This is a genomic window from Achromobacter sp. 1L-A-4-B-C2 (genome assembly GCF_057291955.1).
Genome location: NZ_JBXAWP010000002.1, coordinates 334,625 through 360,013, shown reverse-complemented (window position 1 = coordinate 360,013; position 25,389 = coordinate 334,625). Strand labels below are relative to the sequence as shown.

23 protein-coding genes are annotated in these 25,389 nt (G+C 63.7%); 12 read left to right on the top strand and 11 right to left on the bottom strand.

The genetic code is table 11. The annotated features are described in order from the left end of the window. The first annotated feature begins 17 nt into the window (after positions 1-17). The 5 genes from AC0Z35_RS09005 to AC0Z35_RS08985 all read left to right on the top strand — a co-directional run bounded on the left by AC0Z35_RS09005 (position 18) and on the right by AC0Z35_RS08985 (position 5,016). Positions 18-638, top strand: coding sequence for a TRAP transporter small permease subunit (locus AC0Z35_RS09005; protein ID WP_046804966.1), 621 nt, complete (start codon positions 18-20; stop codon positions 636-638). After that, a complete protein-coding gene (locus tag AC0Z35_RS09000; RefSeq protein WP_485131797.1) occupies positions 635-1,918 on the top strand; it encodes a TRAP transporter large permease in 1,284 nt (427 codons plus the stop codon). The genes AC0Z35_RS09005 and AC0Z35_RS09000 overlap by 4 nt, the downstream gene beginning before the upstream one ends. Positions 1,919-2,046: 128 nt before the next feature. Then, entirely contained in the window at positions 2,047-2,730 is a 684-nt protein-coding gene (locus AC0Z35_RS08995; protein ID WP_046804964.1) for a DUF2848 domain-containing protein, read from the top strand. A gap of 91 nt (positions 2,731-2,821) precedes the next feature. Further along, a complete protein-coding gene (locus AC0Z35_RS08990) occupies positions 2,822-4,171 on the top strand; it encodes an amidase (protein ID WP_485132125.1) in 1,350 nt (449 codons plus the stop codon). Between the two features lie 38 nt (positions 4,172-4,209). Then, positions 4,210-5,016, top strand: a complete 807-nt coding sequence (locus AC0Z35_RS08985; RefSeq protein WP_104143903.1) for a putative hydro-lyase — start codon at positions 4,210-4,212, stop codon at positions 5,014-5,016. A 100-nt stretch (positions 5,017-5,116) separates the two neighbouring features. Here AC0Z35_RS08985 and AC0Z35_RS08980 read toward each other — a convergent pair whose 3' ends face one another. The 4 genes from AC0Z35_RS08980 to AC0Z35_RS08965 all read right to left on the bottom strand — a co-directional run bounded on the left by AC0Z35_RS08980 (position 5,117) and on the right by AC0Z35_RS08965 (position 9,354). Then, positions 5,117-6,187, bottom strand: coding sequence for a porin (locus tag AC0Z35_RS08980; RefSeq protein WP_104143904.1), 1,071 nt, complete (start codon positions 6,185-6,187; stop codon positions 5,117-5,119). 390 nt (positions 6,188-6,577) lie between these two features. Next, positions 6,578-7,879 carry a TRAP transporter large permease gene (locus AC0Z35_RS08975; protein WP_104143905.1) on the bottom strand — a complete coding sequence of 434 codons (1,302 nt, stop codon included), beginning with the start codon at positions 7,877-7,879 and terminating at the stop codon, positions 6,578-6,580. Next, positions 7,872-8,372 (bottom strand): TRAP transporter small permease, encoded by a 501-nt coding sequence (locus tag AC0Z35_RS08970; protein ID WP_046804960.1) that lies wholly within the window; start codon positions 8,370-8,372, stop codon positions 7,872-7,874. Before AC0Z35_RS08970 ends, AC0Z35_RS08975 begins: the two co-directional genes overlap by 8 nt. Positions 8,373-8,379: 7 nt before the next feature. After that, positions 8,380-9,354, bottom strand: coding sequence for a TRAP transporter substrate-binding protein (locus AC0Z35_RS08965; protein ID WP_104143906.1), 975 nt, complete (start codon positions 9,352-9,354; stop codon positions 8,380-8,382). 278 nt (positions 9,355-9,632) lie between these two features. Here AC0Z35_RS08965 and nudC point away from each other — a divergent pair, with 278 nt between their 5' ends. From nudC to AC0Z35_RS08950, 3 genes are all read left to right on the top strand, one after another. Continuing rightward, positions 9,633-10,403, top strand: coding sequence for an NAD(+) diphosphatase (nudC, locus tag AC0Z35_RS08960; RefSeq protein WP_046804958.1), 771 nt, complete (start codon positions 9,633-9,635; stop codon positions 10,401-10,403). Positions 10,404-10,594: 191 nt separating this feature from the next. Then, complete coding sequence (locus AC0Z35_RS08955; RefSeq protein WP_485131796.1) at positions 10,595-11,104, top strand: winged helix DNA-binding protein; 510 nt, start codon at positions 10,595-10,597, stop codon at positions 11,102-11,104. A gap of 80 nt (positions 11,105-11,184) precedes the next feature. Further along, positions 11,185-14,811, top strand: coding sequence for a hydantoinase B/oxoprolinase family protein (locus AC0Z35_RS08950; protein WP_485131795.1), 3,627 nt, complete (start codon positions 11,185-11,187; stop codon positions 14,809-14,811). A 37-nt stretch (positions 14,812-14,848) separates the two neighbouring features. Here the strand turns inward: AC0Z35_RS08950 and AC0Z35_RS08945 are convergent, their stop codons facing one another. Beyond that, positions 14,849-15,883, bottom strand: a complete 1,035-nt coding sequence (locus tag AC0Z35_RS08945; RefSeq protein ID WP_485131794.1) for a C45 family autoproteolytic acyltransferase/hydrolase — start codon at positions 15,881-15,883, stop codon at positions 14,849-14,851. Between the two features lie 167 nt (positions 15,884-16,050). On the opposite strand from AC0Z35_RS08945, the gene glnH reads away from it, so the two are divergent. From glnH to glnQ, 3 genes are all read left to right on the top strand, one after another. After that, the gene (gene glnH / locus AC0Z35_RS08940; RefSeq protein ID WP_104143909.1) at positions 16,051-16,803 is read left to right on the top strand and encodes a glutamine ABC transporter substrate-binding protein GlnH; all 753 of its coding nucleotides are present in this window, start codon (positions 16,051-16,053) and stop codon (positions 16,801-16,803) included. A gap of 91 nt (positions 16,804-16,894) precedes the next feature. Continuing rightward, positions 16,895-17,551: a glutamine ABC transporter permease GlnP gene (gene glnP / locus AC0Z35_RS08935; protein ID WP_046804953.1), complete on the top strand. Its 657-nt coding sequence runs from the start codon at positions 16,895-16,897 to the stop codon at positions 17,549-17,551. Next, complete coding sequence (gene glnQ / locus AC0Z35_RS08930) at positions 17,548-18,276, top strand: glutamine ABC transporter ATP-binding protein GlnQ (protein WP_046804952.1); 729 nt, start codon at positions 17,548-17,550, stop codon at positions 18,274-18,276. The genes glnP and glnQ overlap by 4 nt, the downstream gene beginning before the upstream one ends. A 183-nt stretch (positions 18,277-18,459) precedes the next feature. On the opposite strand, the gene AC0Z35_RS08925 is transcribed toward glnQ, so the two are convergent. The 5 genes from AC0Z35_RS08925 to AC0Z35_RS08905 form a co-directional block, all read right to left on the bottom strand. Then, positions 18,460-20,754 (bottom strand): RelA/SpoT family protein, encoded by a 2,295-nt coding sequence (locus AC0Z35_RS08925; RefSeq protein ID WP_046804951.1) that lies wholly within the window; start codon positions 20,752-20,754, stop codon positions 18,460-18,462. Positions 20,755-20,775: 21 nt separating this feature from the next. Then, entirely contained in the window at positions 20,776-20,979 is a 204-nt protein-coding gene (rpoZ, locus tag AC0Z35_RS08920; RefSeq protein ID WP_006219679.1) for a DNA-directed RNA polymerase subunit omega, read from the bottom strand. 44 nt (positions 20,980-21,023) lie between these two features. Then, a complete protein-coding gene (gene gmk / locus AC0Z35_RS08915; protein ID WP_485131793.1) occupies positions 21,024-21,656 on the bottom strand; it encodes a guanylate kinase in 633 nt (210 codons plus the stop codon). 115 nt (positions 21,657-21,771) lie between these two features. Next, entirely contained in the window at positions 21,772-22,791 is a 1,020-nt protein-coding gene (locus AC0Z35_RS08910) for a c-type cytochrome (RefSeq protein ID WP_485131792.1), read from the bottom strand. Further along, positions 22,788-23,498, bottom strand: a complete 711-nt coding sequence (locus AC0Z35_RS08905; protein WP_104143910.1) for a c-type cytochrome — start codon at positions 23,496-23,498, stop codon at positions 22,788-22,790. Before AC0Z35_RS08905 ends, AC0Z35_RS08910 begins: the two co-directional genes overlap by 4 nt. Positions 23,499-23,725: 227 nt before the next feature. Here AC0Z35_RS08905 and AC0Z35_RS08900 point away from each other — a divergent pair, with 227 nt between their 5' ends. Beyond that, the gene (locus AC0Z35_RS08900) at positions 23,726-24,496 is read left to right on the top strand and encodes an SDR family oxidoreductase (protein ID WP_046804948.1); all 771 of its coding nucleotides are present in this window, start codon (positions 23,726-23,728) and stop codon (positions 24,494-24,496) included. 103 nt (positions 24,497-24,599) lie between these two features. On the opposite strand, the gene AC0Z35_RS08895 is transcribed toward AC0Z35_RS08900, so the two are convergent. After that, on the bottom strand, positions 24,600-25,196 hold the full coding sequence (locus AC0Z35_RS08895) for a C40 family peptidase (RefSeq protein ID WP_485131791.1): 597 nt from the start codon (positions 25,194-25,196) through the stop codon (positions 24,600-24,602). Between the last annotated feature and the right edge of the window lie 193 nt (positions 25,197-25,389).

The following is a 25,389-nucleotide window of genomic DNA, read 5'->3' as shown; positions in this document are numbered from 1 at the left end:
CCGCAGAGGTTCTATCCATGACCCAAACCGAACACTTCCGCCTGCTGGGCGGCCTGTTGCGGCGCGCCGAGAGTTTTTCGCGCGTGGCCGTATGGGCCGGCGGCGCGTTGACGGTGGCCAGCGTGCTGCTGATCTCGTTCGACGTGCTGGCCCGCAAATTCCTGGGTTTCACCACCGGTGGCGCCGACGAGTTGTCCAGCTACGCATTTGCCATCAGCACGTCCTGGGCGCTGGCGTTCGCCACGTTGCAACGCGCCAACGTGCGTGTCGACGTGCTTTATCAATACCTGCCGGTGCGCCTGTCGGCCGTGCTCGACTGGATTTCCATGGTGTCGCTGGCCGTCTTCATGGTGTTCCTGACGTACTACGCCTACGACGTGGTGCAGACCTCATGGGCCCAAAAGTCCGCCGCCAACACCCCGCTGGCCACGCCGCTGTGGGTGCCCCAAGGTTTGTGGCTGTTGGGCCTGGCCTGGATGTGCATCACGGTGGCCTTGATGCTGGCGCGCGCCTCCGCCGCGCTGGTCACGGGCGACATCGAACTGGTCAAGCAGATCTGCGGCGTGCGTTCCGCGCAAGAAGAAGCTGAAGAAGAAGCCGCCGCCGGCGAGCGCATGGTCAAGGGAGACGCAGCATGATTTCCACCGCATTGACGTTGTTGCTGGTGCTGATCGGGCTGTCCATTCCCGTGGGCGCCGCGCTTGGCGTGTTGGGTCTGATCCTGGACCCGCTCTTTTCGATGTTGCCGCTGTCGCGCGCCATCGGTGAAATTTCCTGGAGCTCGAACAACGAGTTCCTGCTGGTGGCGATTCCGCTGTTCATCATGCTGGGCGAAGTGCTGCTGCGCGCGGGCTTTGCCGAACGCATGTACAGCGCGATGAGCCTGTGGCTGTCGTGGTTGCCGGGCGGCTTGATGCACGCGAACATCGGCGCGTCCACCTTGTTCTCGGCAACCTCGGGATCCAGCGTGGCAACCGCCGCCACCGTCGGCACCGTGGCCATTCCGCAAATCCGCAAGTATGGCTACAACGAGCCGCTGTTCCTGGGCAGCCTGGCCGCGGGCGGTACGTTGGGCATCCTGATTCCGCCGTCCATCAACCTGGTCATCTATGGCGTGCTGACCAATTCGTCCGTGCCCAAGCTGTACCTGGCCGGCATCATCCCCGGCTTTGCGATGGCCGCGTTGTTCATGCTGACGGTGGTCGTGGCTTGCGTGGCCAAGCCGTCCTGGGGCGGCAAGAAGATCCATGCAACCTGGGGCCAGCGTCTTGCCAGCCTGGTGCACCTGGCGCCGCCCATGGGCATCTTCTTCCTGGTGGTCGGTTCCATCTACGCGGGCCTTGCCACGCCGACGGAAGCCGCCGCGCTGGGCGTGCTGGGCGCCTTCATCCTGGCCGCCTGGTTCCGCCGGCTGTCCTGGAAGATGCTGCGCGAAGTGATGGAAGGCACGATGCGGTCCACGGCGATGATCATGCTGATCGTCATCGCGGCCAGCTTCCTGAACTTCATCATGTCGGCCACCGGCCTGACGGATGCGCTGACCAAGTCGATCACCGGCCTGGGCTTGTCGCCGGGCTGGATGCTGCTGATCGTGGTGATCTTCTACCTGGTGCTGGGCTGCTTCATGGAAACGCTGTCCATGATGATCACGACGATTCCCATCGTGGCGCCCATCATGATCGCGCTGGGCTACGACCCGATCTGGCTGGGCATCGTCATCATCATCCTGGTTGAAGCCGCGTTGATCACGCCGCCGGTGGGCCTGAACCTGTTCGTGGTGCAAAGCCTGCGCAAGAACGGCTCGATGAGCGCCGTCATCATCGGCAGCCTGCCGTTCGTGGCCGCCATGTTCGTGATGCTGGGGTTGCTGGCGTTCTGGCCCGACATTGCGCTGTGGTTGCCGCGCGCGTTTGGTTGATGGATTGATCAATTGATTGATTGATCGATTGATTGATCGATTGATCGAATGAAGAGACTTTTTGTTTGAACCGGGTGCGGCCCACAGCGGCCGCACCGTTTCCCACCCGTTATTTCCGCAGGACTGATATGAAAGCCGTATTCAAGATCGACGACGCCAATCCCCGCCAGGTGGAAGTGGACTTCAACACCCTGATCGTGGCCGGCTGGGCCGGACGCGACATGGCCGCCATCGAGCACCACATCGAAGAGCTCGCCGCCATCGGCGTGCCGCGCCCGACCAGCGTGCCGCTGTACTACCGCATTGCCGACAACCAGCTGACCCAGGCCACGCAAGTGCAGGCCGTGGGCGAGGATTCGTCGGGCGAAGTGGAAACGTTCGTGTTCGCCGTGGACGGCGAGATGTACGTCAGCATCGCGTCGGACCATACCGACCGCAAGCTGGAAACCGTCAGCGTCGCCATGTCCAAGCAGGTCTGCGTGAAGCCGGTGGCAAGCGAAGCCTGGCGCCTGGCCGACGTGGCCGACTACTGGGACGAATTGGTCATCCGCTCGTACATCGTCGAAAACGGTGAAAAGGTGCTGTACCAGGAAGGCCCGCTGTCCACGCTGCGCACCCCGCAGGACCTGATTGCCGGGTACACCGGCGGCGCCGCCGTGCTGCCGCAAGGCGCGGGCATGACCTGCGGCACCGTGGGCGCCATCGGCGGCATTCGCGCCGCGGCGGACTTCACCATGGAATTGTTCGATCCGCGCCGCCAACGCACGATCAGCCATCGCTATCATGTCGAATCGCTGCCCGTGGTGGCCTGATTCCGTTTCTGCATGGCATTGAACGCCGGGCGCGCCTATTCAGGCTGCGCCTGTCGGCACTTTTACGCCGCTAGGCGGCACGAGGACAATGATGGTTTCGACCTTGAATGATCTGACCTTGGCCCTGAACGAGGGCCGTACCAGCTCGGTCGCGCTGACCGAACTGGCGCTGGCGCGCGCGCAGGATGCGGCGGGCGAGGGCGCCCGCGTTTTCACCAAGCTGTATGCCGAGTCGGCATTGGCGCAGGCGCGCGCCTCCGACACCCTGCGGGCGGCGGGCATCGTGCGTTCGGCGGTGGAAGGGCTGCCGATCAGCATCAAGGACCTGTTCGACATCGAAGGCGAAACCACCATGGCCGGCTCGGTCGCGCGCGAAGGCGAGCCGGCGGCTGACGCCAACGCCGACGTCGTGCAGCGCCTGATCGCGGCCGGCGCCGTCATCATCGGCCGCACCAACATGACCGAATTCGCGTATTCGGGCCTGGGCATCAACCCGCACTACGGCACGCCGCTGAACCCGTACGACCGCGCCACCGGCCGCATTCCGGGCGGCTCGTCCTCGGGCGCGGCGGTGTCCGTGGCCGACGGCATGGCCGTGGCCGGCATTGGTTCCGACACCGGTGGCTCGGTGCGCATTCCGGCCGCGCTGTGCGGCCTGACGGGCTTCAAGCCCAGCGCCTGGCGCGTGTCGATGCAGGGCGTGCTGCCCTTGTCGGCCAACCTGGATTCCATCGGCCCCATCGCCGCCAGCGTGCGTTGCTGCGCCGAGCTGGACGCCATTCTGTCAGGCGACGGCGGTCCCGTGCCCGAGGCCATGGCGCTGCGCGGTCTGCGCCTGGCCGTGCCCACCACGCTGGCGCTGGACGCCATGGACAAGCACGTGGCCGACAGTTTCGCCGCGGCCGTGGCGCGGCTGAAGGAAGCCGGCGCGCTGGTCGACGAAATCGCCATTCCCGAGTTCGCCGAAGTTGGCGGCATCAACAGCAAGGGCGGCTTCACGGCGGCCGAAGCCTGGGCCTGGCACCGCGACCTGATCGCGCGCGCCGGCAAGCGCTACGACCCGCGCGTGGTCTCGCGCATCATGCGTGGCCAGGACATGAGCGCCGCGGATTACATTGATTTGCTGGATGCGCGCGAAGCGTGGGTGGCGGCGGTGGATCGCCGCATTGCCGGCTACGACACGCTCATCATGCCGACCACGCCTATCGTGGCGCCGGCGGTGGCCGACCTGGTCGCTTCCGACGAAGCCTATTACGCGGCCAATGGCCTGATTCTGCGCAACCCCACGCTGATCAACTTCCTGGATGGCTGCGCGCTGTCGCTGCCTTGCCATGCGCCGGATACGGCCCCCGTGGGCTTGATGATCGCCGGCAGCAACGGCGCCGACCGCCGCATCCTGGCCGTCGGCCTGGCCATCGAGGCGCTGCTTGCCGGGCACTGATCGCCCGGTGCTTCACAACTGCATCAAGAGGATTTTTCATGTCGCCCGTCGACGTCGTACGCAATAGTGTCCAACTGGCCCGCCAGGCGCGTCTGGACGCGCGCAGCGGGCGCCTGACCGGCCCCACGGCCAATCTGGCGCCGGGCCACGTCCAGGCCAACCTGGCCATCCTGCCGCGCGCGCTGGCAGCGGACTTCCTGCATTTCTGCCAGCGCAACCCCAAGCCTTGCCCGTTGCTGGCCATGTCCGAACCCGGTAACCCGGCCCTGCCGGAACTGGGTGCAGACATCGATATCCGCACCGACATCCCGCGCTACCGCGTCTGGAAGAACGGCGAGCTGGTGGCCGAACCCACCGACGTGCGCGATATCTGGCGCGACGATCTGGTGTCGTTCCTGATTGGATGCTCGTTTTCGTTCGAAGAGGCCATGCTGGATAACGGCTTGCCGGTGCGTCATATCGAGCAAGGCTGCAACGTGCCGATGTACCGCACCAACATCCCGACGCATCCGGCGGGCGCCTTCAGCGGGCCGCTGGTGGTGTCCATGCGCCCCTTGAAGGCGGCGGATGCCATCCGCGCCATTCAGGTCACGTCGCGCTTTCCGTCGGTGCACGGCGCACCCGTGCATATTGGCGACCCGGCGCTGATCGGCATTGCCGACATCAACCAGCCCGACTACGGCGACGCGGTCGAAATCCGGCCGGGCGAAATGCCCGTGTTCTGGGCCTGCGGCGTCACGCCGCAATCGGTGGTGTCGTCGGTGCGTCCGGAGTTCTGCATTACGCATGCGCCGGGGCACATGCTGGTGACCGATCTGGTCAACAGCCGGATGGCGATGCTGTAAACAAAAACCCCATCGCAGCCTGTGTGCTGCGATGGGGTTTTTGGGTTTGTGGTCTGATTTGTGCATCGGGCGTTTCGAAAACGCCCGACCCGCGTGCCGCTTAGAAAATGTGGCGGAAGCCCACGGCGGCGCCGATCTGGTGGTTCTTGCCGGCGATTTCGTCGCTGGCGGCGCTGCTGACCTTGTTCCAGTCCACCGTGCCGTACACCTGCGAGCGCTTGGACAGCGAATATTCGGCCACCGCGACCAGGGCGTAACGCTTGCCCTTGTCGCCGTCTTCGACCACGTTCTTGCTTTGGTCGTAGTAGCCCGCGCCGGTAATGGCCCAGCGCGGCGTGGCTTGCCACGTGGCGCCCACGAAATAGCCGTTGTCCTTGCGGTCCAGGTTGGCGGTGGTGGTGCCGCCCATGACGGCGTTGACCCAGCCCGTTTCGTCGCGGCCATTGAAGTAGCCGGCGAACACCTTGGTGGTTTCAAACTGGTAGGACGCGTTCAGGTTCCACACGCGCTGGCGCAGGTCGGAATCCAGGCCGTCGTAGGTCTGCTGGTAGGCCGCGCCCAGACCCAGCTTGCCGATCATGTAGCGCAGGCTGGCGCCGTACTGCTGGCCGGCCTTGTGGTCTTCCCAGCTTTCGCCGTTGGCCCACGACAACGCCAACGACAGGTCGCCGATGGTGTTGGAATACTTGGTCATGTTGTTGGTGCGCACGCGCGACATCGCGGCGGGCAACCAGGCGTTCTGATCGTAGTTACCCACGGTCAGCGGATCGAAGTAGTCGGCCAGCAGATCGAACATCGGCGTGTTTTGCAGACCCAGCGTCAGCTGGCCGATGTTGCCGCCGTCCAGGCCCACGTAGGCCAGGCGGCCGAACGTCTTGCCCGTAGCCGACGAATTGCCGTTCTGCATGTTGAAGCCGTTTTCCAGGCGGAAGAAGGCACGGTTACCGTTGCCCAGGTCTTCCGAGCCGCGCAGGCCCCAGCGGCTGTTCGAGATGGCGCCGTTTTCCATCGACACACGGCTGCCGTCTTCGCCCACGCTGCCGGCGCTGGTGCTCAGGTAGCGGATGCTGACGTCGGCGATGCCGTACAGGGTGACGCTGGTTTCCGCCGATGCGGCGCCCGCGGCCAGGCCCAGGCCTGCGGCGGCGAGCGTAAGAGTGATGCGTTTCACTGAGGACTCCTCCTGTGTAGCTGTTTTGTAGTGTGTGACCTGGCTTGTGGCCGGGTTGACCGCGCCGGGCGGATCGTCCGACGTTGGGCCGTTGCACCGACGCTGCTTGATGGCAGCGCGGGTCCGGAGCATTGGCCCAAAAGGTTGGCTGCCACGGCATTGCGCCAAACTGGTGCAAGGGGGCAGCGCCTGGGGATTCTAAAAAAGTTACGGGATGTGCAGGGCCAAATTGTTTTTGGCGTTTTCCCTGGTTTACAGATCAAAAAAATAGTCGCGCGCCGGGATAATGGTGCGATGGTTCCAAAAAAAACCCCGGTCCAGGACCGGGGTTCTTGAAGGTCGGGCCCGGGTGTCCAGGCAGCGACATCACGGCATTACAGCGTCATAGCGTTACAGCGTCATGTGCAAGGGCAGCCATGTGGCAATGCCCGGAATGAAATACAGCAGCAGCACCGCCACAATCATCAGCAGGAACATGGGCATTGACGCCCGCGCGATGTAAGGCAATTCACGCCCGCTCATGCCGGACAGCACGAACAGGTTGAAGCCCACCGGCGGCGTGATTTGTGCCATTTCCACCACGAAAACGATGAAGATGCCGAACCAGATCAGGTCGATGCCGGCAGCCTGCACGGTGGGCAACAGCACGCCCATGGTCAGCACCACGATGGAAATGCCGTCCAGGAAGCAGCCCAGCACCACAAAGAAGACCATCAGCGCCATGATCAGGCCGAACTGCGACAAGCCCAGTCCGCCGATCCATTCCGCCAACGCGCGCGGCAGGCCGATATAGCCCATTGCCAGCGTCAGGAACTGCGCGCCCGCCAGGATCAGCGCGATCATGCAGTACAGCCGGGTGGCGCCCAGCAGCGATTGCATGAACGTCGAGCGGTTCAGCGAGCCTTGCAGCGCCGACAACAGCAGTGCGCCCACCACGCCCACCGCCGCCGCTTCCGTGGCGGTGGCGATGCCGCTGTAGATGGAGCCGAGCACCGCGCCGATCAGCACCATGACCGGAATCAGGTGGCGCGATTGCGACAGCTTCTGCATGAACGACATGCCGGGGTCCGCCGCCGGCACCTGCCCGGGGTTGCGGATGGCCCACCAGCCGATATAGCCCATGAACAACAGCGCAAGCACGATGCCGGGGAAGATGCCCGCGATGAACAGCTTGGCGATCGACACGTCGGCCGCCACGCCGTACACGATCATGATGATCGAAGGCGGAATCAACAGGCCCAGCGTGCCGGCGCCCGACAGCGTGCCCAGGATCTTGTCTTCGGGGTAGCCACGGCGCGTCAGTTCGGGAATGGTCATTTTGCCGACCGTCGCGCAGGTCGCCGCGCTGGAGCCCGACACCGCCGCGAAAATCGCGCAACCGATCACATTGGTGTGCAGCAGCCGACCCGGCAATCGGTTCAGCCACGGCGCCAGACCCTTGAACAGGTCTTCGGACAAGCGCGTGCGAAACAGGATTTCGCCCATCCACAGGAACAAGGGCAGGGCGGTCAGCGTCCAGCTGGACGAAGCGCCCCAGATGGTGACGGCCATGGCGTCGCCGGCCGGACGGCTGGAGAAAATCTCCATGCCGATCCACGCCGTGCCTGCCAGCGTCAGGCCGACCCAGACCCCGCAACCCAACAGCGCGAAGATCGAAACGACCAATAGGGTGATGACAAGAAGTTCATTCATGGGTTTGCTGCGAAGTAGCGGCGGCCACGCCGCGAGAACGACGGATCAATTCGTCGACAAGGGCGACCAGGAACAACACCGTGCCCACCGCCATGCTGATCTGCGGAATCCAGAGCGGCGTGGCGTCGTTGGACGTGGAGATGTCGTTGTACAGCCAGGAGTCGTACGTCAGCTTGATGCTGAAAAAGGCAAAGGCCGAGGCCAGCAGCGAGCCCACGGCCAGCGCAAAAATGTCCAGGCGGCGGCTGCCCGCCGGTGCCAACGAATTGAGCAACAGCGTGACCCGGATGTGTTCGCCGTGCTTGAACGTGCTGGATAACGCCAGGAAACCCGCCGCGGCCATGAAGTAGCCTGCGTACGCATCGGTGCCAGGAATGTTCAGGCTGAGCTGGCGGGCGATGATCGCCGCCAGCACTGAGACCAGAACGCCGATCGTGCACAAGCCGGCCAACAGGCCGGCCGCGCCGTAAAGACCATCTAGAAAGCGGCGCATAAAAAGATCACTGCTTCTTGTAGGCGTCGATCATGGCCTGGCCGTCGGCGCCTGCCTTCTTCAGCCAATCATCCAGCATGCGCTTGCCGATCACCGACAGGCCTTCCTTCAGTTCCACGGTCGGCTTGATGGTTTCCATGCCGTTCTTGGCCAGCTCTTCCTGGTACCACTTGTTCTTTTCCTGCGACAGCTTCCAGCCGCGTTCCTCGGCTTGCGCGGCGGCCTTCTTCAAGGCGTCTTGCGTAGCCGGGTCCAGCGCGTCAAACGCCTTCTTGTTGACGATGATGGCGTTCTTGGGCAGCCAGGCCTGCGTGTCGTAGAACTTCTTGATGTACTCGTACGTCTTGGTGTCGTAACCGGTCGAGGCCGACGACATGTACGAATCGATCACGCCGGTAGCCAGCGCCTGAGCCAGTTCCGCCTGCTGCACCGTGACCGGCTGCGCGCCGACCAGTTCGGCAATCTTGGCGGTGACGGGGCTGTAGGCGCGCCACTTCAGGCCCTTCATGTCGCTGATCTGCTTGATGTCCTTGTTGGCGAAGATGCCTTGGGGCGGCCACGCCACGGCGTACAGCAACGTCATGCCTTGCGATGCCAGCTTCTTTTCCAGGAAGGGCTTTTGCGCCTGGTACAGCTTGAACGAGGCTTCGTAGCCGGTGGCCAGGAAGGGCAGGCCGTCCAGTTCGTAGATCGGGTCTTCGTTGGCGAAGTTGGTCAGCAGGATTTCGCCGATCTGTGCCTGGTTGCCTTGCACCGCGCGCTTGATTTCCGGCGCCTTGTACAGCGAAGCGTTGTTGTGCAGCTGGATCTTCAGCTTGCCTTGCGACAGCGTGTCCACGTCCTTGATGAACGTGGTCAGGTTTTCAACGTGGAAGTTGCTGGCGGGGTAGGCGCTGGGCAGGTCCCATTTGGTTTGGGCCTGTGCGCCCGCGCTGAACGCCAGGACGATGCTGCCGGCCAGCAATGAGATTTTCTTGTACATGGAAGGTCCTTCTGTGCGAATGGTGAAGACGGGTTTTGCCCGATAGGCATTCTTGAAAGAGACTGCTGCGCGGATGACGCGCGGCCTAAAAGCCGTGCCATTCTATGGTGCTGCGCGGCAACAACGCGCACAAAAAATGGGGTTTTACGGGTTAATCCTAGGCCCGGACGCGACACATCGTTGAAGGCTAAAACTTTGCGCGCGCACCGCCCGCGACACCTTTACGCACCGATTTTTCTTCTAAGATTGCGGGATCGAAGCGTGCTGCAGAGGCTCTAGTGAATTTCGTTTTCCGCCGTGATGAATTGCTGGTCGAAGAAGCGTCCAGCGTGTTGCCGGATTTGGCGTTGTGCGAACGCATCGGTCTGGCGTCGCCGGCCTTGCAAGCCATTTGGTCCGTACCCGATTCGCCGTATCGCACGGCGCACGTGGATCCCACGCTTGAAGCGCCCGAGGGTTACGCGTTCAAGAAGCTGCGTTCGCTGTTCGGCGTGCTGGACGATGAACGCATGGCCCTGGCCGGCCGGGCGTATCAAATCGCCGAATGGGCTCGCACGCACCGGTTCTGCGGCGCCTGCGGCACGCCCGCCGAGCGCGTGCCGCACGAGTTCTGCCTGCGCTGCCCCGCCTGCGGCTTTTCCGCGTACCCCCGCATTTCGCCCGCCATGATGGTGCTGATCCGTAAAGGCGACAGCATCCTGCTGGCGCGGCACACCACGACCGCGACTTCGCGCTATACGGCGCTGGCCGGTTTTGTCGAACCGGGCGAGAGCATCGAAGAGACCGTGCACCGCGAAGTCTTCGAGGAAGTCGGCCTGAAGGTCGGCAACCTGCAGTACTTCGGCAGCCAGCCCTGGCCCTTTCCGCATTCGCTGATGGTGGCGTTCACCGCCGACTACGTGTCGGGTGACATCCGCGTGCAGGAAGACGAGATTGCCGATGCGCGCTGGTTCGGCCCCGGCGACCCCATGCCGGACATCGCGCCGCGCATTTCGATTGCCGGCTGGCTGATCCGGGCCAATCTGCCGCAGGGCTGGACGGCGCCATAACGGTGTCATAGCGGCGTCATAACGGCCGCCCAGTGCCCACGTTCCCCCCGCTGGAACGTTCGAACCGCTAGGGGATTTCCCTTGAAATGGCCGTTTACGGCCGTTTTCGGCCGCCCAGGTCATATTTTTTATGGATGAAATACACATAAATTATTAGTATTTCATCCATATAAACTTGGCTTGAGCGTTCCATGAGCCCCACGTTGATCGCCTCGTCAGCCCACTTGGCTGGCGGCAGCGCGCCCGATTTGTCCGAGCTCGAATTCGGCCTGATGATCGCCAGCCACGCCTTTGACCGCTGGACGGTGCGCTGCATGGCAGCCGCCGGCCTGCCGGACCTGACGCCCACCGACGTCATGGTGTTTCACCACGTCTACCACCGGCAACGCGCCAAGAAGCTGGCGGACATCTGCTTCACGCTCAATGTCGAAGACACGCACATCGTCAGCTATGCGTTGAAAAAGCTGGAGCGGCTGGGCGTGGTCAAGGGCGAACGCAACAGCAAGGAAGTTTTCTACAGCGTTACGCCCGACGGCGCGGACATCCTCAAGCGCTACGGCGACATCCGCGAACAATGCCTGACGTCCGGCCTGGATGGGCCGGGCGGGGGCGGGCTGGATTTCAGCCGCCAATTGGCCCACGCCTTGCGCTCGCTGTCCGGCCTGTACGACCAGGCCGCAAGGGCGGCAACCTCACTCTGAACCTGATCGGGCCTGGCCCGGCACACCGCAACCCGACCGCGGCGGCACCCGCCGTGGCCGTTTGTTTTCAAGGATCACGCATGAAGAAGTGGCAATTCTGGATCGATCGTGGGGGCACCTTCACCGATATCGTGGCGCGCCGCCCCGACGGCACCACCACCACGGCAAAGATGCTGTCGGAAAACCCCGAGCAGTATCGCGACGCGGCCGTGGCCGGCATCCGCAAGCTGCTGGGTGTGGCGCCCGGACAGCCGGTGCCCGTGGACCAGGTTGAATGCGTGAAGATGGGCACGACGGTGGCCACCAACGCCTTGCTGGAACGCAAGGGCGAACGCACGCTGCTGGTGACCACGCGCGGGTTCCGCGATGCGCTGCGCATTGCGTATCAGAACCGGCCCCGCCTGTTCGACCGCAACGTCGTGCTGCCCGAAATGCTTTACGAATCCGTCGTTGAAGCCGACGAGCGCGTGGCCGCGGACGGCGAAGTCATTCGCGACCTGGACGAAGCCGGCTTGCGGGCCGGCATGCAAGCCGCCTACGACAGCGGCATCCGCGCCGTGGCCATCGTGTTCATGCACGCCTGGCACGCCACGGACCACGAGCAGCGCGCGGCGCGCATCGCCCGCGAAGTGGGCTTCACCCAGGTGTCGGCCTCGCACGAGGTCAGCCCGCTGATCAAGTTCGTGTCGCGCGGCGACACGACGGTGGTCGACGCGTATCTGTCGCCCATCTTGAAGCGCTATGTGGATCAGGTGGCGGGCGAACTGCCCGGCATCCGCCTGATGTTCATGCAATCGAGCGGTGGCCTGACGGACGCGCACCGTTTCCGCGGCAAGGACGCCATTTTGTCCGGCCCGGCCGGTGGCATCGTCGGCATGGTGCGCACCAGCGAGATCGCGGGGTTTCCCAAGGTCATCGGCTTTGACATGGGTGGCACGTCGACCGACGTGTCGCACTACGCGGGCGAATTCGAACGCGAATTCGAAACCCAGGTCGCCGGCGTGCGCATGCGCGCGCCCATGATGAGCATCCACACGGTGGCAGCAGGCGGCGGGTCCATCCTGCATTTCGACGGCGCGCGCCTGCGCGTCGGCCCGGATTCGGCGGGCGCCAACCCCGGCCCCGCCTGCTATCGCCGTGGCGGCCCCCTGGCCGTGACGGACTGCAACGTGCTGTTGGGCAAGATCCAGCCCGACTTCTTTCCCAATGTGTTCGGCCCCGATGCGAATGAAGCGCTGGACCGCGACGCGGTGGTCGAGCGCTTCACCGCGATGGCCGATGAAGTGCGCGCGGCCACTGGCCGCGAGATGACGCCGGAGCAATTGGCGGAAGGCTTCCTGGAAATTGCCGTGGGCAACATGGCGGAAGCCATCAAGCGCATTTCGGTGCAGCGCGGCCACGACGTAACGGAGTACGCCTTGACGGTGTTCGGCGGTGCCGGCGGCCAGCACGCCTGCCTGGTGGCCGACGCCTTGGGCATGACGACGGTGTTTGCGCATCCGCTGGGCGGCGTGTTGTCTGCCTACGGCATGGGCTTGGCCGACCAGACCGACATGCGCCAAAAGACCGTTGAAAAGGTGCTGGACGCCGGCCTGATGGGCGAGCTTCAGGACGAACTGGATGTGCTGGCCGGACAAGCCGTGGGCGAACTGCGCCGCCAGCATGTGCCCGACGGCGATATCTCCGTGCAACGCCGTCTGCATCTGAAATATCGCGGCACCGACACCGCGCTGGAAGTGGCGTTTTCCACGCTGGAGCAGGCACGCAGCGACTTCGAGGCCGCCTATCGCCAGCGCTATTCCTTCTTGATGCCCAACCGCGAATTGGTCGTGGAGACCATTTCGGTGGAAGCCACGGGCGGCGGCGAACGAGTCAGCGAAGCGGCCGTGCCGCGTACCCGCGACGGCGCCTTGGCGGCCCGCCGAGTCGTCAGCATGTACAGCGCGGGCGAGTGGCGCGACACGCCGCTGTACGTGCGCGAAGACATGGCGGGCGGTGACGTGGTGACGGGCCCCGCCATCATCTCCGAGCCCAACCAGACCACGGTGGTGGAACCGGGCTGGCAAGCGGAATTGACGTCGCAAGACCATTTCGTGATCCGCCGCATCGAAGCGCGCGCGGATCGTCGCAGCATCGGCACACAGGCTGATCCGGTCATGCTGGAGGTGTTCAACAACCTGTTCATGTCGATTGCCGAGCAGATGGGCTACCGCCTGCAGAACACGGCGTACTCGGTGAACATCAAGGAGCGGCTGGACTTTTCCTGCGCCATTTTCGATTCGCAGGCCCGCCTGATCGCCAACGCGCCGCACATGCCGGTGCACCTGGGGTCGATGGGCGAGTCGGTGCGCACGGTGATGAACGCCAACGCCGGGCGCATGATGCCGGGCGATGCCTATGTGGTGAACGATCCTTACCATGGCGGCACGCACTTGCCCGACGTGACGGTCATCACGCCGGTGTTTGATCACGCCGGCCGCGAGATCCTGTTTTACGTCGGTTCGCGTGGTCACCACGCGGATATCGGCGGCACCACGCCGGGCTCCATGCCGCCGGACTCCAAGACGGTGGAAGACGAGGGCGTGCTGTTCACCAATTTCCAATTGGTCAAGAACGGCGAATTCCGTGATCAGGCCGCGCGCGACATCCTGGGCTCGGGCCGTTGGCCCGCGCGCAATCCGGATCAGAACATCGCCGACATGCACGCGCAGATCGCCGCGAATGAAAAGGGCGTGCAAGAGCTGCTGCGCATGTGCAACCACTTCGGGCTGGACGTTGTGCGCGCCTACATGGGCCACGTGCAGGATAACGCCGAAGAAGCGGTGCGCCGGGTGATTTCGGTGCTGAAAGACGGCAGCTACGAATACCCGCTGGACAACGGCGCGGTGATCCGCGTGGCCGTCAAGGTGGACACGCAGGCACGCAGCGCGGTGGTCGATTTCACCGGCACGTCGCCGCAGCTGGACAATAACTTCAACGCACCCGGCGCGATTGCCGTGGCGGCGGTGCTGTATGTGTTCCGCACGATGGTCAACGACGACATTCCGCTGAACGACGGCTGCCTGGCGCCGCTGTCGATCATCTTGCCGGAAGGCTCGATGCTGCGTCCCAACCCGCCGGCCTCGGTGGTGGCGGGCAACGTGGAAACGTCGATGTGCATCGTGAACGCGCTGTATGGTGCGTTGGGCGTGCTGGCGGCCAGCCAGGGCACCATGAACAACTTCACCTTCGGCAACGCGCGCCATCAGTATTACGAGACCATCTCGGGCGGTACGGGTGCGGGACCGGTTCGCATCGACGCGGCGGGCCCGCACGACGAAGGCTTCGCCGGCACGTCGGTGGTCCAGGCGCACATGACCAATTCGCGCCTGACGGACCCCGAAGTGCTGGAATTCCGGTTCCCGGTGCGGCTTGAATCTTACGAAATCCGCAAGGGTTCGGGCGGTGCGGGGCGCTATCCGGGCGGCGAGGGCGGCGTGCGCCGGATCCGTTTCCTGGAAGACATGACGGCGGCCATCCTGTCCAACAACCGCCGCTACGCGCCGTTTGGTCTGGCGGGTGGGCAACCGGGCGCGATGGGCCGTAACTTGATCGAACGGGTGGACGGCACGATTCAAGAGCTTGGCCCGCAAGACAGCGCCCAGCTGCATCCGGGCGACATCTTCGTTGTCGAAACCCCCGGGGGCGGAGGCTACGGCGCGGTGTGATGGCGGTGGGTGTGATGGCGCTGACTACAGAGCCGGGTCATTCCGGCTCTGACATCACATCCAACGCAATGTCCGCCATCGTGCGACGGTCATAGACGCGCAGCGTCACGTCATCGTCGCGGATTTCGAACACGGCGGTGGCCAGTGTGTTTTCGCCGTCCGGATCCGCGGCGTCCTTGCGCAGGATGGGCAGGGCGCCCAGCGTATCGTGCAGCGCGGCCAACAGGTCCGCGCTGCCGGTCTGCGGCGACCAGCCGTCCACGATGCCTTCGATTCTGTTCTGCCGGTCGCGCGATGACTCGGTCACCACCTGGGGTTGCGCCCGGGTCTTGGCGTGAATCATATGGTTGGCATGGCCGTAGCGCGTGCCGATGTCCAGCACCGACACCGCGCCCGGGGTCACTTCGGCGCTGATCAGTCGCGGGTCGGTTGCGCTGCCCAGCGTGTGGTGAAAGCCGCCGGAATGGGGCAGGTCGCGCAGCAGCGCAAGGGCCTCGTCCAATGTGGCGCAGTCCAGCACCGCACGCGCCAGGAACATGCGCGGCACGCCGGGATGGCGTTGGCGGGTGCGCAGGTTGTTGATGGTCTGGACGAGCCCCGCGCGGTTGGCGCCGAAAGTGTGGCCGGGCAACGACCCCGGGTAATAAAAGCTGACGTAGCCGGGCGCGTCGTCCAGCGCCACGTCGACCAGATGGCAACGTCCATACAGATAGGGGTCGCCGTCTTCGTTGTGGCCGATCCACCGGGCGCCGTCCGCGCCTTTTAACGCGACGGTCGTGCAACCGTCGTTCGTGCTGTGCAAGAGATCGCCACGGCAGTTCCAGAGCAGCACGTCCTGGACCGGCATGCGCAGCCCTTCCGCCATGCCTTCCAGTTCTTCCCATATTGCCGGCAGCGCAGTCCGCGCATGCTGGGCCAATTCTTCCACGTATCGATGATCGCGCCAGCGCCGCAGCGCTTCCCAGGTGCTGCTTTGCGCCAGGTAGACCGACATCAGCGGGCGGGCCAACTTGCCCAGCGCCAGGCCGACCTGACGCCGGTTTCCGGCAATGCGTACATATTTGTAGGGCATGGGGATTCTCCGGGGTGTCATGCGGATTGTAATTTTTCTAAGCTCTGCCGGGTGGGGACGGATGCGTTAAGATCGCCGATAAGCCGCGCCGGAGACCCCGGCGCCGCCCAGGAATCATGCCCCTACAACAACCCCGGGGTGCCGACGGTCCCCAAGAGGAGAGTTTCATGATCAAACGTAAAGTCGCCGCCGCCTTGGTCGGCCTGTCCGTGGCCATGTTCGGCGCTGCCTCCGGCGCGCAAGCCCAAGGCAAGGAATTGGTGGTGGCCACCGATACCGCTTTCGTGCCGTTCGAGTTCAAGCAGGGCAATACCTACGTGGGCTTTGACGTAGACCTGTGGGCCGCGATCGCCAAGGAACTCAAGCTGAAGTACAAGCTTCAGCCGATGGACTTCAACGGCATCATCCCGGGCCTGCAAACCAAGAATATCGACGCTGCGCTGGCGGGCATCACGATCCGCGACGACCGCAAGAAAGTCATCGACTTCTCGGACCCCTACTATGAAAGCGGCCTGGCCATTCTGGTCAGCGAAAAGAACACCGACATCAAGGACGCCAAGTCCCTGGCCGGCAAGACCGTCGCCGTCAAGACCGGCACCGCCACCGTCGACTTCCTGAAAGCGCAGGTGCCGGACGCCAAGTTGAAGCTGTTCCCCAACATCGACAACGCCTACCTTGAACTGGCCACCGGCCGGGTCGATGCCGCCGTGCACGACACCCCCAACGTGCAGTACTACGCCAACTCGGCCGGCAAGGGCCGCGTGAAGGTCGCGGGCACGGTCAAGAGCGGCGACTTCTACGGTATCGCCTTCCCCAAGGGCAGCGAACTGGTGCCGCAGGTGAACAAGGCGCTGGCCGCACTGAAGGCCAATGGCCAGTACGACGCCATCTACGAAAAGTGGTTCGGCAAGAAGCCGTAAGCAGATAGGCGTTTTTGGCGCCGCCCGTGGGAATTGCCCGCGCGCGGCGCCGCCATGATGCGGCGCCCGTCGGTGCCTTGGGGGGAAGATCGTGGAGTTTGACTGGACTGTAATCGAGGGCGCGTTACCCAATCTGCTTGAGGGTACGCTGATGACCATCAAGATCACGTTCTGGGGTTTGTTTGGTGGTTTTCTGCTGGGCGCGCTGTCGGGCGTGACGCGGGCCTACGGCAATATTGTCCTGTCGGTCATCGCGCAGGTTTATGTGGCGGTCATTCGCGGCACGCCGATTGTCGTGCAGGTGATGTTCATCTACTTTGCCTTGCCGTTGCTTGCCGATATCCGGGTGGATGCGGAATGGGCGGCCATCGTCACATTGATCATCAACTCGGGCGCCTATATTTCTGAAATCGTGCGCGGCGCGCTGTTGTCGGTGCACAAGGGGCTGAAGGAAGCCGGGCAGGCAATGGGCCTGCCGTTTCACAAGATCTTGTTCCACATCATCGGACCGGTGGCGTTTCGCCGCATGATCCCGCCGCTGGGCAACCAGTGCATCATCAGCTTGAAGGATTCCTCGCTGTTCATCGTGATCGGTGTGGCTGAACTGACGCGCCAGGGCCAGGAAATCATGGCCAGCAACTTCCGCGCCGTCGAAATCTGGTCCGCCGTGGCGATCGTCTACCTGATCCTGACCGGCCTGATGGCGCTGACGCTGCACATGGTGGAAAGAAGGATGCGCATATTATGAGCATGGTTGAATTTCATAACGTCACCAAGAACTTCGGCGAATCGATGGTGCTGAACGGCATCTCGCTGAACATCGATGCGGGCGAGGTCGTGGTGGTGGTGGGGCCGTCGGGTTCGGGCAAGTCCACCTTCCTGCGGTGCATCAACGTACTGGAAACCATCAACGATGGCGATCTTCTGGTCGATGGCCTGAGCGTCAAGGGCGACGCCGCGCAGGTGCGCGAAATTCGCCGTGAAGCGGGCATGGTGTTTCAGCAGTTCAACCTTTTCCCGCAAATGACCGCGCTGCAAAACGTGATGTTCGGCCCCGTGCACACGCGTGGCCAAAGTCGCGACGAAGCGCGCGAGCTGGCGATAGGCTTGCTGGACAAGGTGGGCTTGGCCGAACGCATGAACCACTTTCCGTCCGAGCTATCCGGTGGGCAGCAGCAACGCGTGGCCATCGCGCGCGCATTGGCCATCAAACCCAAGCTGATGCTGTTCGACGAACCCACCTCGGCGTTGGACCCGGAACTGCGCCACGAAGTGCTGAAAGTGATGCGCGACCTGGCGGAAGAGGGCATGACGATGGTGGTCGTCACGCACGAGATGGAATTTGCGCGCAAGGTGGGCAGCCGCTTGATCTTCATCGACGCCGGCAAAATCGCGCACGACGGCCCGCCGGCCGAATTGCTCAGCAATCCGCCCAGCCAACGCTTGAAGGACTTTCTGCAACACGTGGCCTGATGGCGGTCGCGGTGGGACGGCGCGGGAATTGCGAATTGAGCATGGCGAATGGCTGCCCAGGCGCCGCCTGAAAGTTCGAAAGCCCGAGTTGCTACGCGAGAGCCATTCAGCATTCAGCATTCAGCGCACATAAAAAAACCGGCATCTGCCGGTTTTTTTATGTCGTGCGGTGTGGGTCCGGCTTCAACCCTTTACCCGGACGATCTTCTGCACTTGCGGCACATGCCGGATGGCGCGGATGACCTGCGCCAGATGCTTGCGGCTGTCGACCTGGATGGTCAGGTGCAGAGACACCGTGGACACCGCGTCATCGTGCATGGTTACGTGCATGATGTTGGCGTCGGCGGCGGTGACTTCCGCCGCCAGCCGGCCAAGCACGCCGCGTTCGTTGCGGGTGATGATGTCCAGGCGGGTGGCCAGGTGCTTGGCCGTGTGCGCGTCCCAGGCCACATTGATCCAGCGTTCGGGTTCGCGCAGGCGCTGGCGCATGGCGACCGGGCAGTCGGCGGTATGCACCACCAGCCCGTGACCCATGCGCATGCCGGCCACGATGGGGTCGCCGGGCAGCGGGCCGCAGCAAGGCGCCAACTGCACGGCCTGGCCTTCGTTGCCCTGGATCAGGATGGGCGCGCTACGCGCCGAGGTCAGTTCGTCGACTGCCGCCGCCGTGGTGGCAACCAGTTGATGTTCAGGCGCGAAGCGGCGGGCCACCACGGCGGCCAGTCGCTTGCCCAGCCCGATATCGGCCAGGATCTCTTCGCGCGAGCTTGCGCCCGTGCTGCGCGCCAGTTTTTGCCAGGCCGGGTCGTCGGTTGCCGGCATCGGCATGTGCAGTTCTTGCAGCGCCTGGCTTAGCAGCCGTTCGCCGAACGCCACGGATTCCTCGTACTTGACGGTACGCAGGTAATGGCGGATTTCGGAACGGGCGCGGCCGGTGCGCACGTAATTGAGCCACTGCGCGTTGGGGCGCGAGGCCGGCGACGTCACGATTTCCACCGTGTCGCCGCTGTTCAGTTCAGTGCGCAGCGGCACGAATTCGCCGTTGACCTTGGCCGCCACGGCCTGGTTGCCGATGTCCGTGTGGATGGCGTAGGCAAAGTCCACCGGCGTTGCGCCACGGGGCAGCGAAATGATCTTGCCGCGCGGCGTGAACACATAGACCGCGTCCGGGAACAGGTCGACCTTGACGTGCTCAAGGAATTCGCCGGAATCGCCCGTCTGGCTTTGAATGTCCAGCAGCGATTGCAGCCATTGGTGCGTGCGCTTTTGCAGGTCGTTCAGCGTCAGGTCGGCGCCCTTGTACAGCCAGTGCGACGCCACGCCTTCTTCGGCCACATGATGCATGTCGCGCGTGCGGAACTGGAATTCCACCGGCGTGCCGTACGGGCCAACCAGCGTGGTGTGCAGCGACTGATAGCCGTTCACCTTCGGGATGGCGATGTAGTCCTTGAACTTGCCGGGCACCGGGCGATACAGCTGATGCAGTGTGCCTAGCGCCAGATAGCACTCGGGCAGCGTGTGCACGATGACGCGAAAGCCATAGATATCCAGCACGTCGGAAAACGATTTTTTCTGGTCCACCATTTTGCGGTAGATGCCATAAAGCGTTTTCTCGCGGCCGGTGACTTCGGCTTCGATGCCGGCGGCGGGCAACGACGCCCGCACCGAATCGGCAATTTTGGTGATGACTTCGCGCCGGTTGCCGCGCGCGGCTAGCACGGCCTTGTACAGCACCTGATAGCGGTTCGGGTACATCGCAGCGAAACACAGGTCCTGCAATTCGCGGAACAGCAGGTTCAGGCCGAGGCGATGGGCAATGGGCGCGTAAATATCCAGCGTTTCGCGTGCAATGCGCCGGCGCTTTTCGGGGTTGACCGCGTCCAGCGTGCGCATGTTGTGCAGGCGGTCGGCCAGCTTGATGAGGATGACGCGCACATCGCGCGCCATCGCCAGCAGCATCTTGCGAAAGCTCTCGGCCTGCTGCTCGGCCTTGGTGGCAAAGTCCAGGCGGTCCAGCTTGGACAGCCCATCAACCAGCTCGGCAACTTCAGGGCCGAATTTTTCGGCAAGCTCGTGCTTGGCGATGCCCTGGTCTTCCATCACGTCATGCAGCAGGGCGGCCGACAACGCGTTGACGTCGAGCTTCCAGCCTGCGCAGATTTCCGTGACGGCGATGGGATGCGAGATGTAGGGCGAACCGCTGGCGCGGAACTGGCCCAGGTGTGCCTGGTCCGCGAAGCGATAGGCTTCGCGCACGCGCTCTACATCTTTGGGATCGAGATAGCTGCCGATGATTTCGGTCAGCGGTGCCAGCGAAGCGACCGGCGAGGCGGTCGCGTCCGCCGCTTCTTGCGCGGCGACGGACGGTGGCGTAGCGGGGTTTTTGCCTTTCTTACCCGTGCGGCGCCCAAGACGGGAGCCGGCACGTAGCGCGGCAAGCAGACCAGATGAAGCGTACTTCAGCCCGGGAAAAGCCATACTTGCCGCCCCCCGAGACTATCAGGTGGGAACTTTACGCAGCATTTCCACGCCGGTTAGGCCGCCCGCGATTTCGCGCAGTGCAGTGACCGTGGGCTTGTCTTTGCTGTCCAGGCGCGGGGCATGGCCTTGCGCCAACTCGCGGGCGCGATACGTCGCGGCCAGCGTGAGCTTGAAACGATTGGGGATTTGATTCAGACAGTCTTCGACAGTGATGCGAGCCATTAGGACACCTGGTGCTGATGGATGATAGGGAGAATGCAGTCGGCTCAATGCTCGGCAGGGATGCCAAGTTGCGAGAACAACTGAGCGTGCCGGGCGGCCTGAGACGAAAAGCGCAGCCTTGCGGCACTGACGATTTGTATCAGCTCCGACAAGGCTACGCTAAATTCTTGATTAATAATAACATATTCGCATTCAGGCGCGTGGGCGATTTCGCCGCCCGCCGCCATGAGCCGCCGCGCGATTACTTGCGGCGCATCCTGGCCCCGCGCCTTCAGGCGGCTTTCCAATTCTTCGATCGACGGCGGCAGCACGAAAATGCCGATTGCGCCCGGAAAACGCTGCTTTACCTGACGCGCGCCTTGCCAATCGATTTCAAGCAGCACATCGCGGCCTTCGCGCGTTGCGGTGTCGATACGGTCGCGCGGCGTACCGTAAAAATTGCCATGTACTTCGGCCCACTCCAGCAGGTTTTGCCCGTCGCGCATCTTTTTGAAATCGTCCGTCGAGACAAAGCGATATTCGCGGCCGTCTTCTTCGCCGGGGCGAGGCGCGCGCGTGGTGCACGAGATGGAAAGTTCGATGGAAGGGTCTTGCGCTAGCAAGGCCTTCACCAGGCTGGATTTGCCCGCGCCGCTGGGAGCGACGACCATGAAGACGTTTCCGGGATTGGCGTACATGAATAGAGACCGGCGTGTGATGCTAAGACCGGAAGTCTAGCAAATCAGACGGCAGGGCAGGGGAAAACCCGCTGTCACGCCGCCTGATCGCCGTTGCGGTGGCGCCTGGACCAGCCTAGCTGGCCGGTTTGGTCGCCGCCTGGATCAACTTGCCGCCCGGTGCCGGGGAATCGCTACCCAACAGGTGCCCGTTGACTTCGATGCCGTAAAGCGAGTCGTCGGAGTCATGGTATTTGGCCCGGGTTGCCGCAACCGAATCCTTGTAACGCGGGTCTTGCGGCCGTTCGTGCGCATTCATGAAGTAGGCCACGTCCCAGGCTTCTTGGTCGCTCAGCATGCCGGCTTGCCCCAGCGGCATGTTGGCCTTGATGAAGCCGGCCGCGTTGCCGATCTGGTGCATGCCCGCGCCCCAGTTAAACGAATCGGCGCCCCACAACGCCGGGAAGACCCAGTGCTTGCCGTTCTTTTGGCCCTGGCCTTCTGCGCCATGGCAAACCGCACAGTACTGCCCATAGACCTCGCTGCCGCGCACGTAGTCGGCCTTCTGCGCCGGCGCGGGCAGTTTGCGATATCCCTGGCCTTGCAGGACGACGCCCGTGGGCGCTTTGCTGGCCAGCCAGAACATGTAGCTTTGCAACGCGACCAGCGTGGAATCGTCCGCCGCCGGGGCCTTGCCGTTCATGCTGAAACGAAAGCAGCCCTGCAGGCGTTCCGCGAGGGTGTTGACGTGTTCGTTCTTGGCGCGATAGGCCGGATACAGCACGTACGCGGCCCACATCGGCGCCGAGTCCGGGCGGCGGCCGGCATCCAGATGGCAGCTGGCGCAGGTCAAGTCGTTGCCCACGAATTTGCCTGCCATTTGCGGGGTGTGCAGGAAAATCTGCTCGCCTTGGCGCACGATCTTGCCGAATTCGGTGTCGGGCAGCGACGATGCCGAGGGCGGTGTGAAGTCCGGGCGCGGTTCGGCGGCCGGCGCATTCGCGGCGGCAAGCAGCCCCAGCGCGGCGGCGCCCGCAAGCACGGCGCGGCGAATTGCGCCCGACGTGATGGCGCCGGACGTGATGGCCGACTCGGCCTTGATGGCGGGTTCGCGCACGTTGTCGGACGTGGCAGTCCGGGTGGATACAGGCGTCATGGGCGGGCTCCCGGCGCGGCCGGTGCTTGCGCGGCCAGTAAATCAGCGGCCTTGGGCAGGCCGGCGTAGTAGGCCGAAACGGCATCGATTTCGGCATCGGTCAGCCGTGTTGCCACCGCCGGCATCAAGGCAAGCGGTCCGGGCGGGCGTTGACCTTGGCGCCAGGCCCGCAATTGACCCGCGATGTACGCGGCCGGTTGGCCGGCCAGACCAGGGAAATTCTCGCCCACGCCGATGCCGCCGGGGCCGTGGCACTGATTACAGGCCGGGACGTTTTTGTCCCACGCCCCACGCGTCGCCAACCAGGCTCCCGTGTCGGCCGGCGTGACGGGATTCATCGCCGTGGCCGCCAAACGGTCGATGTTCAAAGGCGAGGGCAATGACGCGTAATAGCGCGCCACCGCCGCCTGCTGCTCGGCGTTCAGCGCCTTGGCGGTTGCCGCCATGACCGGGCTTACTCGCGACCCGTTAGCCATGGCTTGCAGTTGTTCGGTCAGATACTTGGCGCCGATGCCCGCCAACTGCGGGAACCCCGCAGCGGGGTTGCCTTCACCGCGTGCGCCGTGACAGGTCACACAGGCAGGCGCGCCGTTCGCGCCTTGCATACTGATCTGCTTGCCGTCGGGACCAGCCGCGCCCTGCGCCTGTGCGGCAGCAACGCCCGCCAGACTCAAGAGCAACGCGGCGGGTAAAGACCGTGGGGTCATGGTTGCCTGCTCCGATATTGTTATTGACTATGGGTAATAAGCTAATTGCCGCAGATTATATAAAGACTTGTGACAGATCTGCGCATTTGTCTGATTGCGCGCGCGTCTTCCAGTCGCTTCCTCTCGCAGGAACCGAGCCGGAACTGTGTCTGGTTTGGAAACTTTGCTTGCAGCATCGCGCTAATGATTGCGGTAGCATCTCGCCGATTGATAACAAGGAGAATCCGATGCACGCAAACGAGATCGAACCACCACGCGTGGCCCTGGTAACCGGTGCAGGGACGGGAATTGGCCGCGCCGTGGCGCTGGAATTCCTGGCGCAGGGCTATCGCGTCGTGCTGGCGGGACGCCGCCGCGACCCGCTGGAAGCTACCCGCACGGCTGCGGGCGAAGACGGCGTGCGAGCGCTGGTGGTGCCGACCGACGTCTCGGACGAGCATGCGGTGCGTGATCTTTTCGACACGACGCAGCGTGAATATGGCCGGCTGGATGTGCTGTTTAACAATGCCGGCCGCGGCGCGCCCGCCATGCCCATCGAAGAACTGCCCGTGTCGGTGTGGCGCGAAGTCGTCGACACCAATCTGACCGGCATGTTCCTGTGCGCGCAAGCGGCTATCCGCGTGATGAAGGGGCAAACGCCGCAGGGCGGTCGCATTATTAACAACGGGTCGATTTCGGCGCATGCGCCGCGTCCGTTCTCGATTGCCTACACGGCAACCAAGCACGCCGTGACCGGCCTGACCAAATCGATTTCGCTGGATTGCCGGCCGTATGGCATCGCCTGCGGGCAGATCGACATCGGCAATGCCGCCACCGACATGACCGAGCGCATGGCCAACGGCATCTTGCAGGCCGACGGCAGCACCAAGGTCGAACCGCGCATGGACGTCGCGCACGTGGCGCAGGCCGTTGCCGCCATGGCGCGCCTGCCGCTGGACGCGAATGTGCAGTTCATGACCATCATGGCCACCAACATGCCCTTCGTGGGCCGGGGCTGAATGCGGAACAGCCTGTCGGGAAATTCCCGACGGGCTGCTTGGCTTACCCCTGATCGTCAGGCGCCCGGCAGGCGCCTTTTTTTCGTCGGCGGTTTGGCGAGATTTATCGCGACGCCTGGGCCAGCATCTGGCCCTGCGTGGTGTCCAGATAACGGCGGGCGCCAACGTAGCGCTTGGTCCAGTACGGGTTCTTCATCTCGTCAACGCGCACTTTCGTGCCACGGCGGGGAGCATGAACGAATTTGTTCTGGCCAATATAGATGCCGACGTGCGAGGTGACGCCGCGACCGCGCGTGGCAAAAAATACCAGGTCGCCAGGACGCAGTTCTTTTTTGTTGGGCACGGATTTGCCCTCGCTGCGCTGGGCACGCGCCGTGCGGGGCAGTTCAAGACCGGCGATTTCGCGGAATACGTACAGCACCAGGCCGCTGCAATCAAAACCTTCGGCGTCGTCACCACCCCAGCTGTAGGGGGTGCCAATGGCGTCCAGGCCGGCCTGCACGACGCGTTCACTCAGGGTGGGAACGGTGGGCTCTTGCGCCAGGCGCAGGCCGCTAAGCGTCGGGCGGGCTTGTTCGGTGGGCAGTGACGCCTGGGCGGCGTTGGGCAGCCACGAAAGGGTCAGTGCAAAGAGGGGGGCTGACAGGAAAACGGGAATGCGGAAACGGGCAAATCGGACTTTTCGCGTGGGCGGAGTCATTACGTCACTTCAAAAATCGGAGTAGGCGGCATGGCTTTGCCTAAGGGGGCAAGCCGGCGGAAAGGGGGCGTCCCGGGCCACGCAAGCCACGGAAGCCGTTGAATTATAATGGAATAAAGTTTCATTACATTTGTAGTGCAATGCAGCATTATCGGTGCGTTGTCGTTACTTTCCGCCCGGGAACCGATGTAAC

Excerpts from the sequence above, each read along its gene's own strand:
- AC0Z35_RS09005 (WP_046804966.1), top strand. The coding sequence starts at position 18 with ATGACCCAAACCGAACACTTCCGCCTGCTGGGCGGCCTGTTGCGGCGC.
- AC0Z35_RS09000 (WP_485131797.1), top strand. The coding sequence starts at position 635 with ATGATTTCCACCGCATTGACGTTGTTGCTGGTGCTGATCGGGCTGTCC.
- AC0Z35_RS08995 (WP_046804964.1), top strand. The coding sequence starts at position 2,047 with ATGAAAGCCGTATTCAAGATCGACGACGCCAATCCCCGCCAGGTGGAA.
- AC0Z35_RS08990 (WP_485132125.1), top strand. The coding sequence starts at position 2,822 with ATGGTTTCGACCTTGAATGATCTGACCTTGGCCCTGAACGAGGGCCGT.
- AC0Z35_RS08985 (WP_104143903.1), top strand. The coding sequence starts at position 4,210 with ATGTCGCCCGTCGACGTCGTACGCAATAGTGTCCAACTGGCCCGCCAG.
- AC0Z35_RS08975 (WP_104143905.1), bottom strand. The coding sequence starts at position 7,879 with ATGAATGAACTTCTTGTCATCACCCTATTGGTCGTTTCGATCTTCGCG.
- AC0Z35_RS08970 (WP_046804960.1), bottom strand. The coding sequence starts at position 8,372 with ATGCGCCGCTTTCTAGATGGTCTTTACGGCGCGGCCGGCCTGTTGGCC.
- AC0Z35_RS08965 (WP_104143906.1), bottom strand. The coding sequence starts at position 9,354 with ATGTACAAGAAAATCTCATTGCTGGCCGGCAGCATCGTCCTGGCGTTC.
- AC0Z35_RS08955 (WP_485131796.1), top strand. The coding sequence starts at position 10,595 with ATGAGCCCCACGTTGATCGCCTCGTCAGCCCACTTGGCTGGCGGCAGC.
- AC0Z35_RS08950 (WP_485131795.1), top strand. The coding sequence starts at position 11,185 with ATGAAGAAGTGGCAATTCTGGATCGATCGTGGGGGCACCTTCACCGAT.
- AC0Z35_RS08945 (WP_485131794.1), bottom strand. The coding sequence starts at position 15,883 with ATGCCCTACAAATATGTACGCATTGCCGGAAACCGGCGTCAGGTCGGC.
- glnH (WP_104143909.1), top strand. The coding sequence starts at position 16,051 with ATGATCAAACGTAAAGTCGCCGCCGCCTTGGTCGGCCTGTCCGTGGCC.
- glnQ (WP_046804952.1), top strand. The coding sequence starts at position 17,548 with ATGAGCATGGTTGAATTTCATAACGTCACCAAGAACTTCGGCGAATCG.
- AC0Z35_RS08925 (WP_046804951.1), bottom strand. The coding sequence starts at position 20,754 with ATGGCTTTTCCCGGGCTGAAGTACGCTTCATCTGGTCTGCTTGCCGCG.
- rpoZ (WP_006219679.1), bottom strand. The coding sequence starts at position 20,979 with ATGGCTCGCATCACTGTCGAAGACTGTCTGAATCAAATCCCCAATCGT.
- gmk (WP_485131793.1), bottom strand. The coding sequence starts at position 21,656 with ATGTACGCCAATCCCGGAAACGTCTTCATGGTCGTCGCTCCCAGCGGC.
- AC0Z35_RS08910 (WP_485131792.1), bottom strand. The coding sequence starts at position 22,791 with ATGACGCCTGTATCCACCCGGACTGCCACGTCCGACAACGTGCGCGAA.
- AC0Z35_RS08905 (WP_104143910.1), bottom strand. The coding sequence starts at position 23,498 with ATGACCCCACGGTCTTTACCCGCCGCGTTGCTCTTGAGTCTGGCGGGC.
- AC0Z35_RS08900 (WP_046804948.1), top strand. The coding sequence starts at position 23,726 with ATGCACGCAAACGAGATCGAACCACCACGCGTGGCCCTGGTAACCGGT.
- AC0Z35_RS08895 (WP_485131791.1), bottom strand. The coding sequence starts at position 25,196 with ATGACTCCGCCCACGCGAAAAGTCCGATTTGCCCGTTTCCGCATTCCC.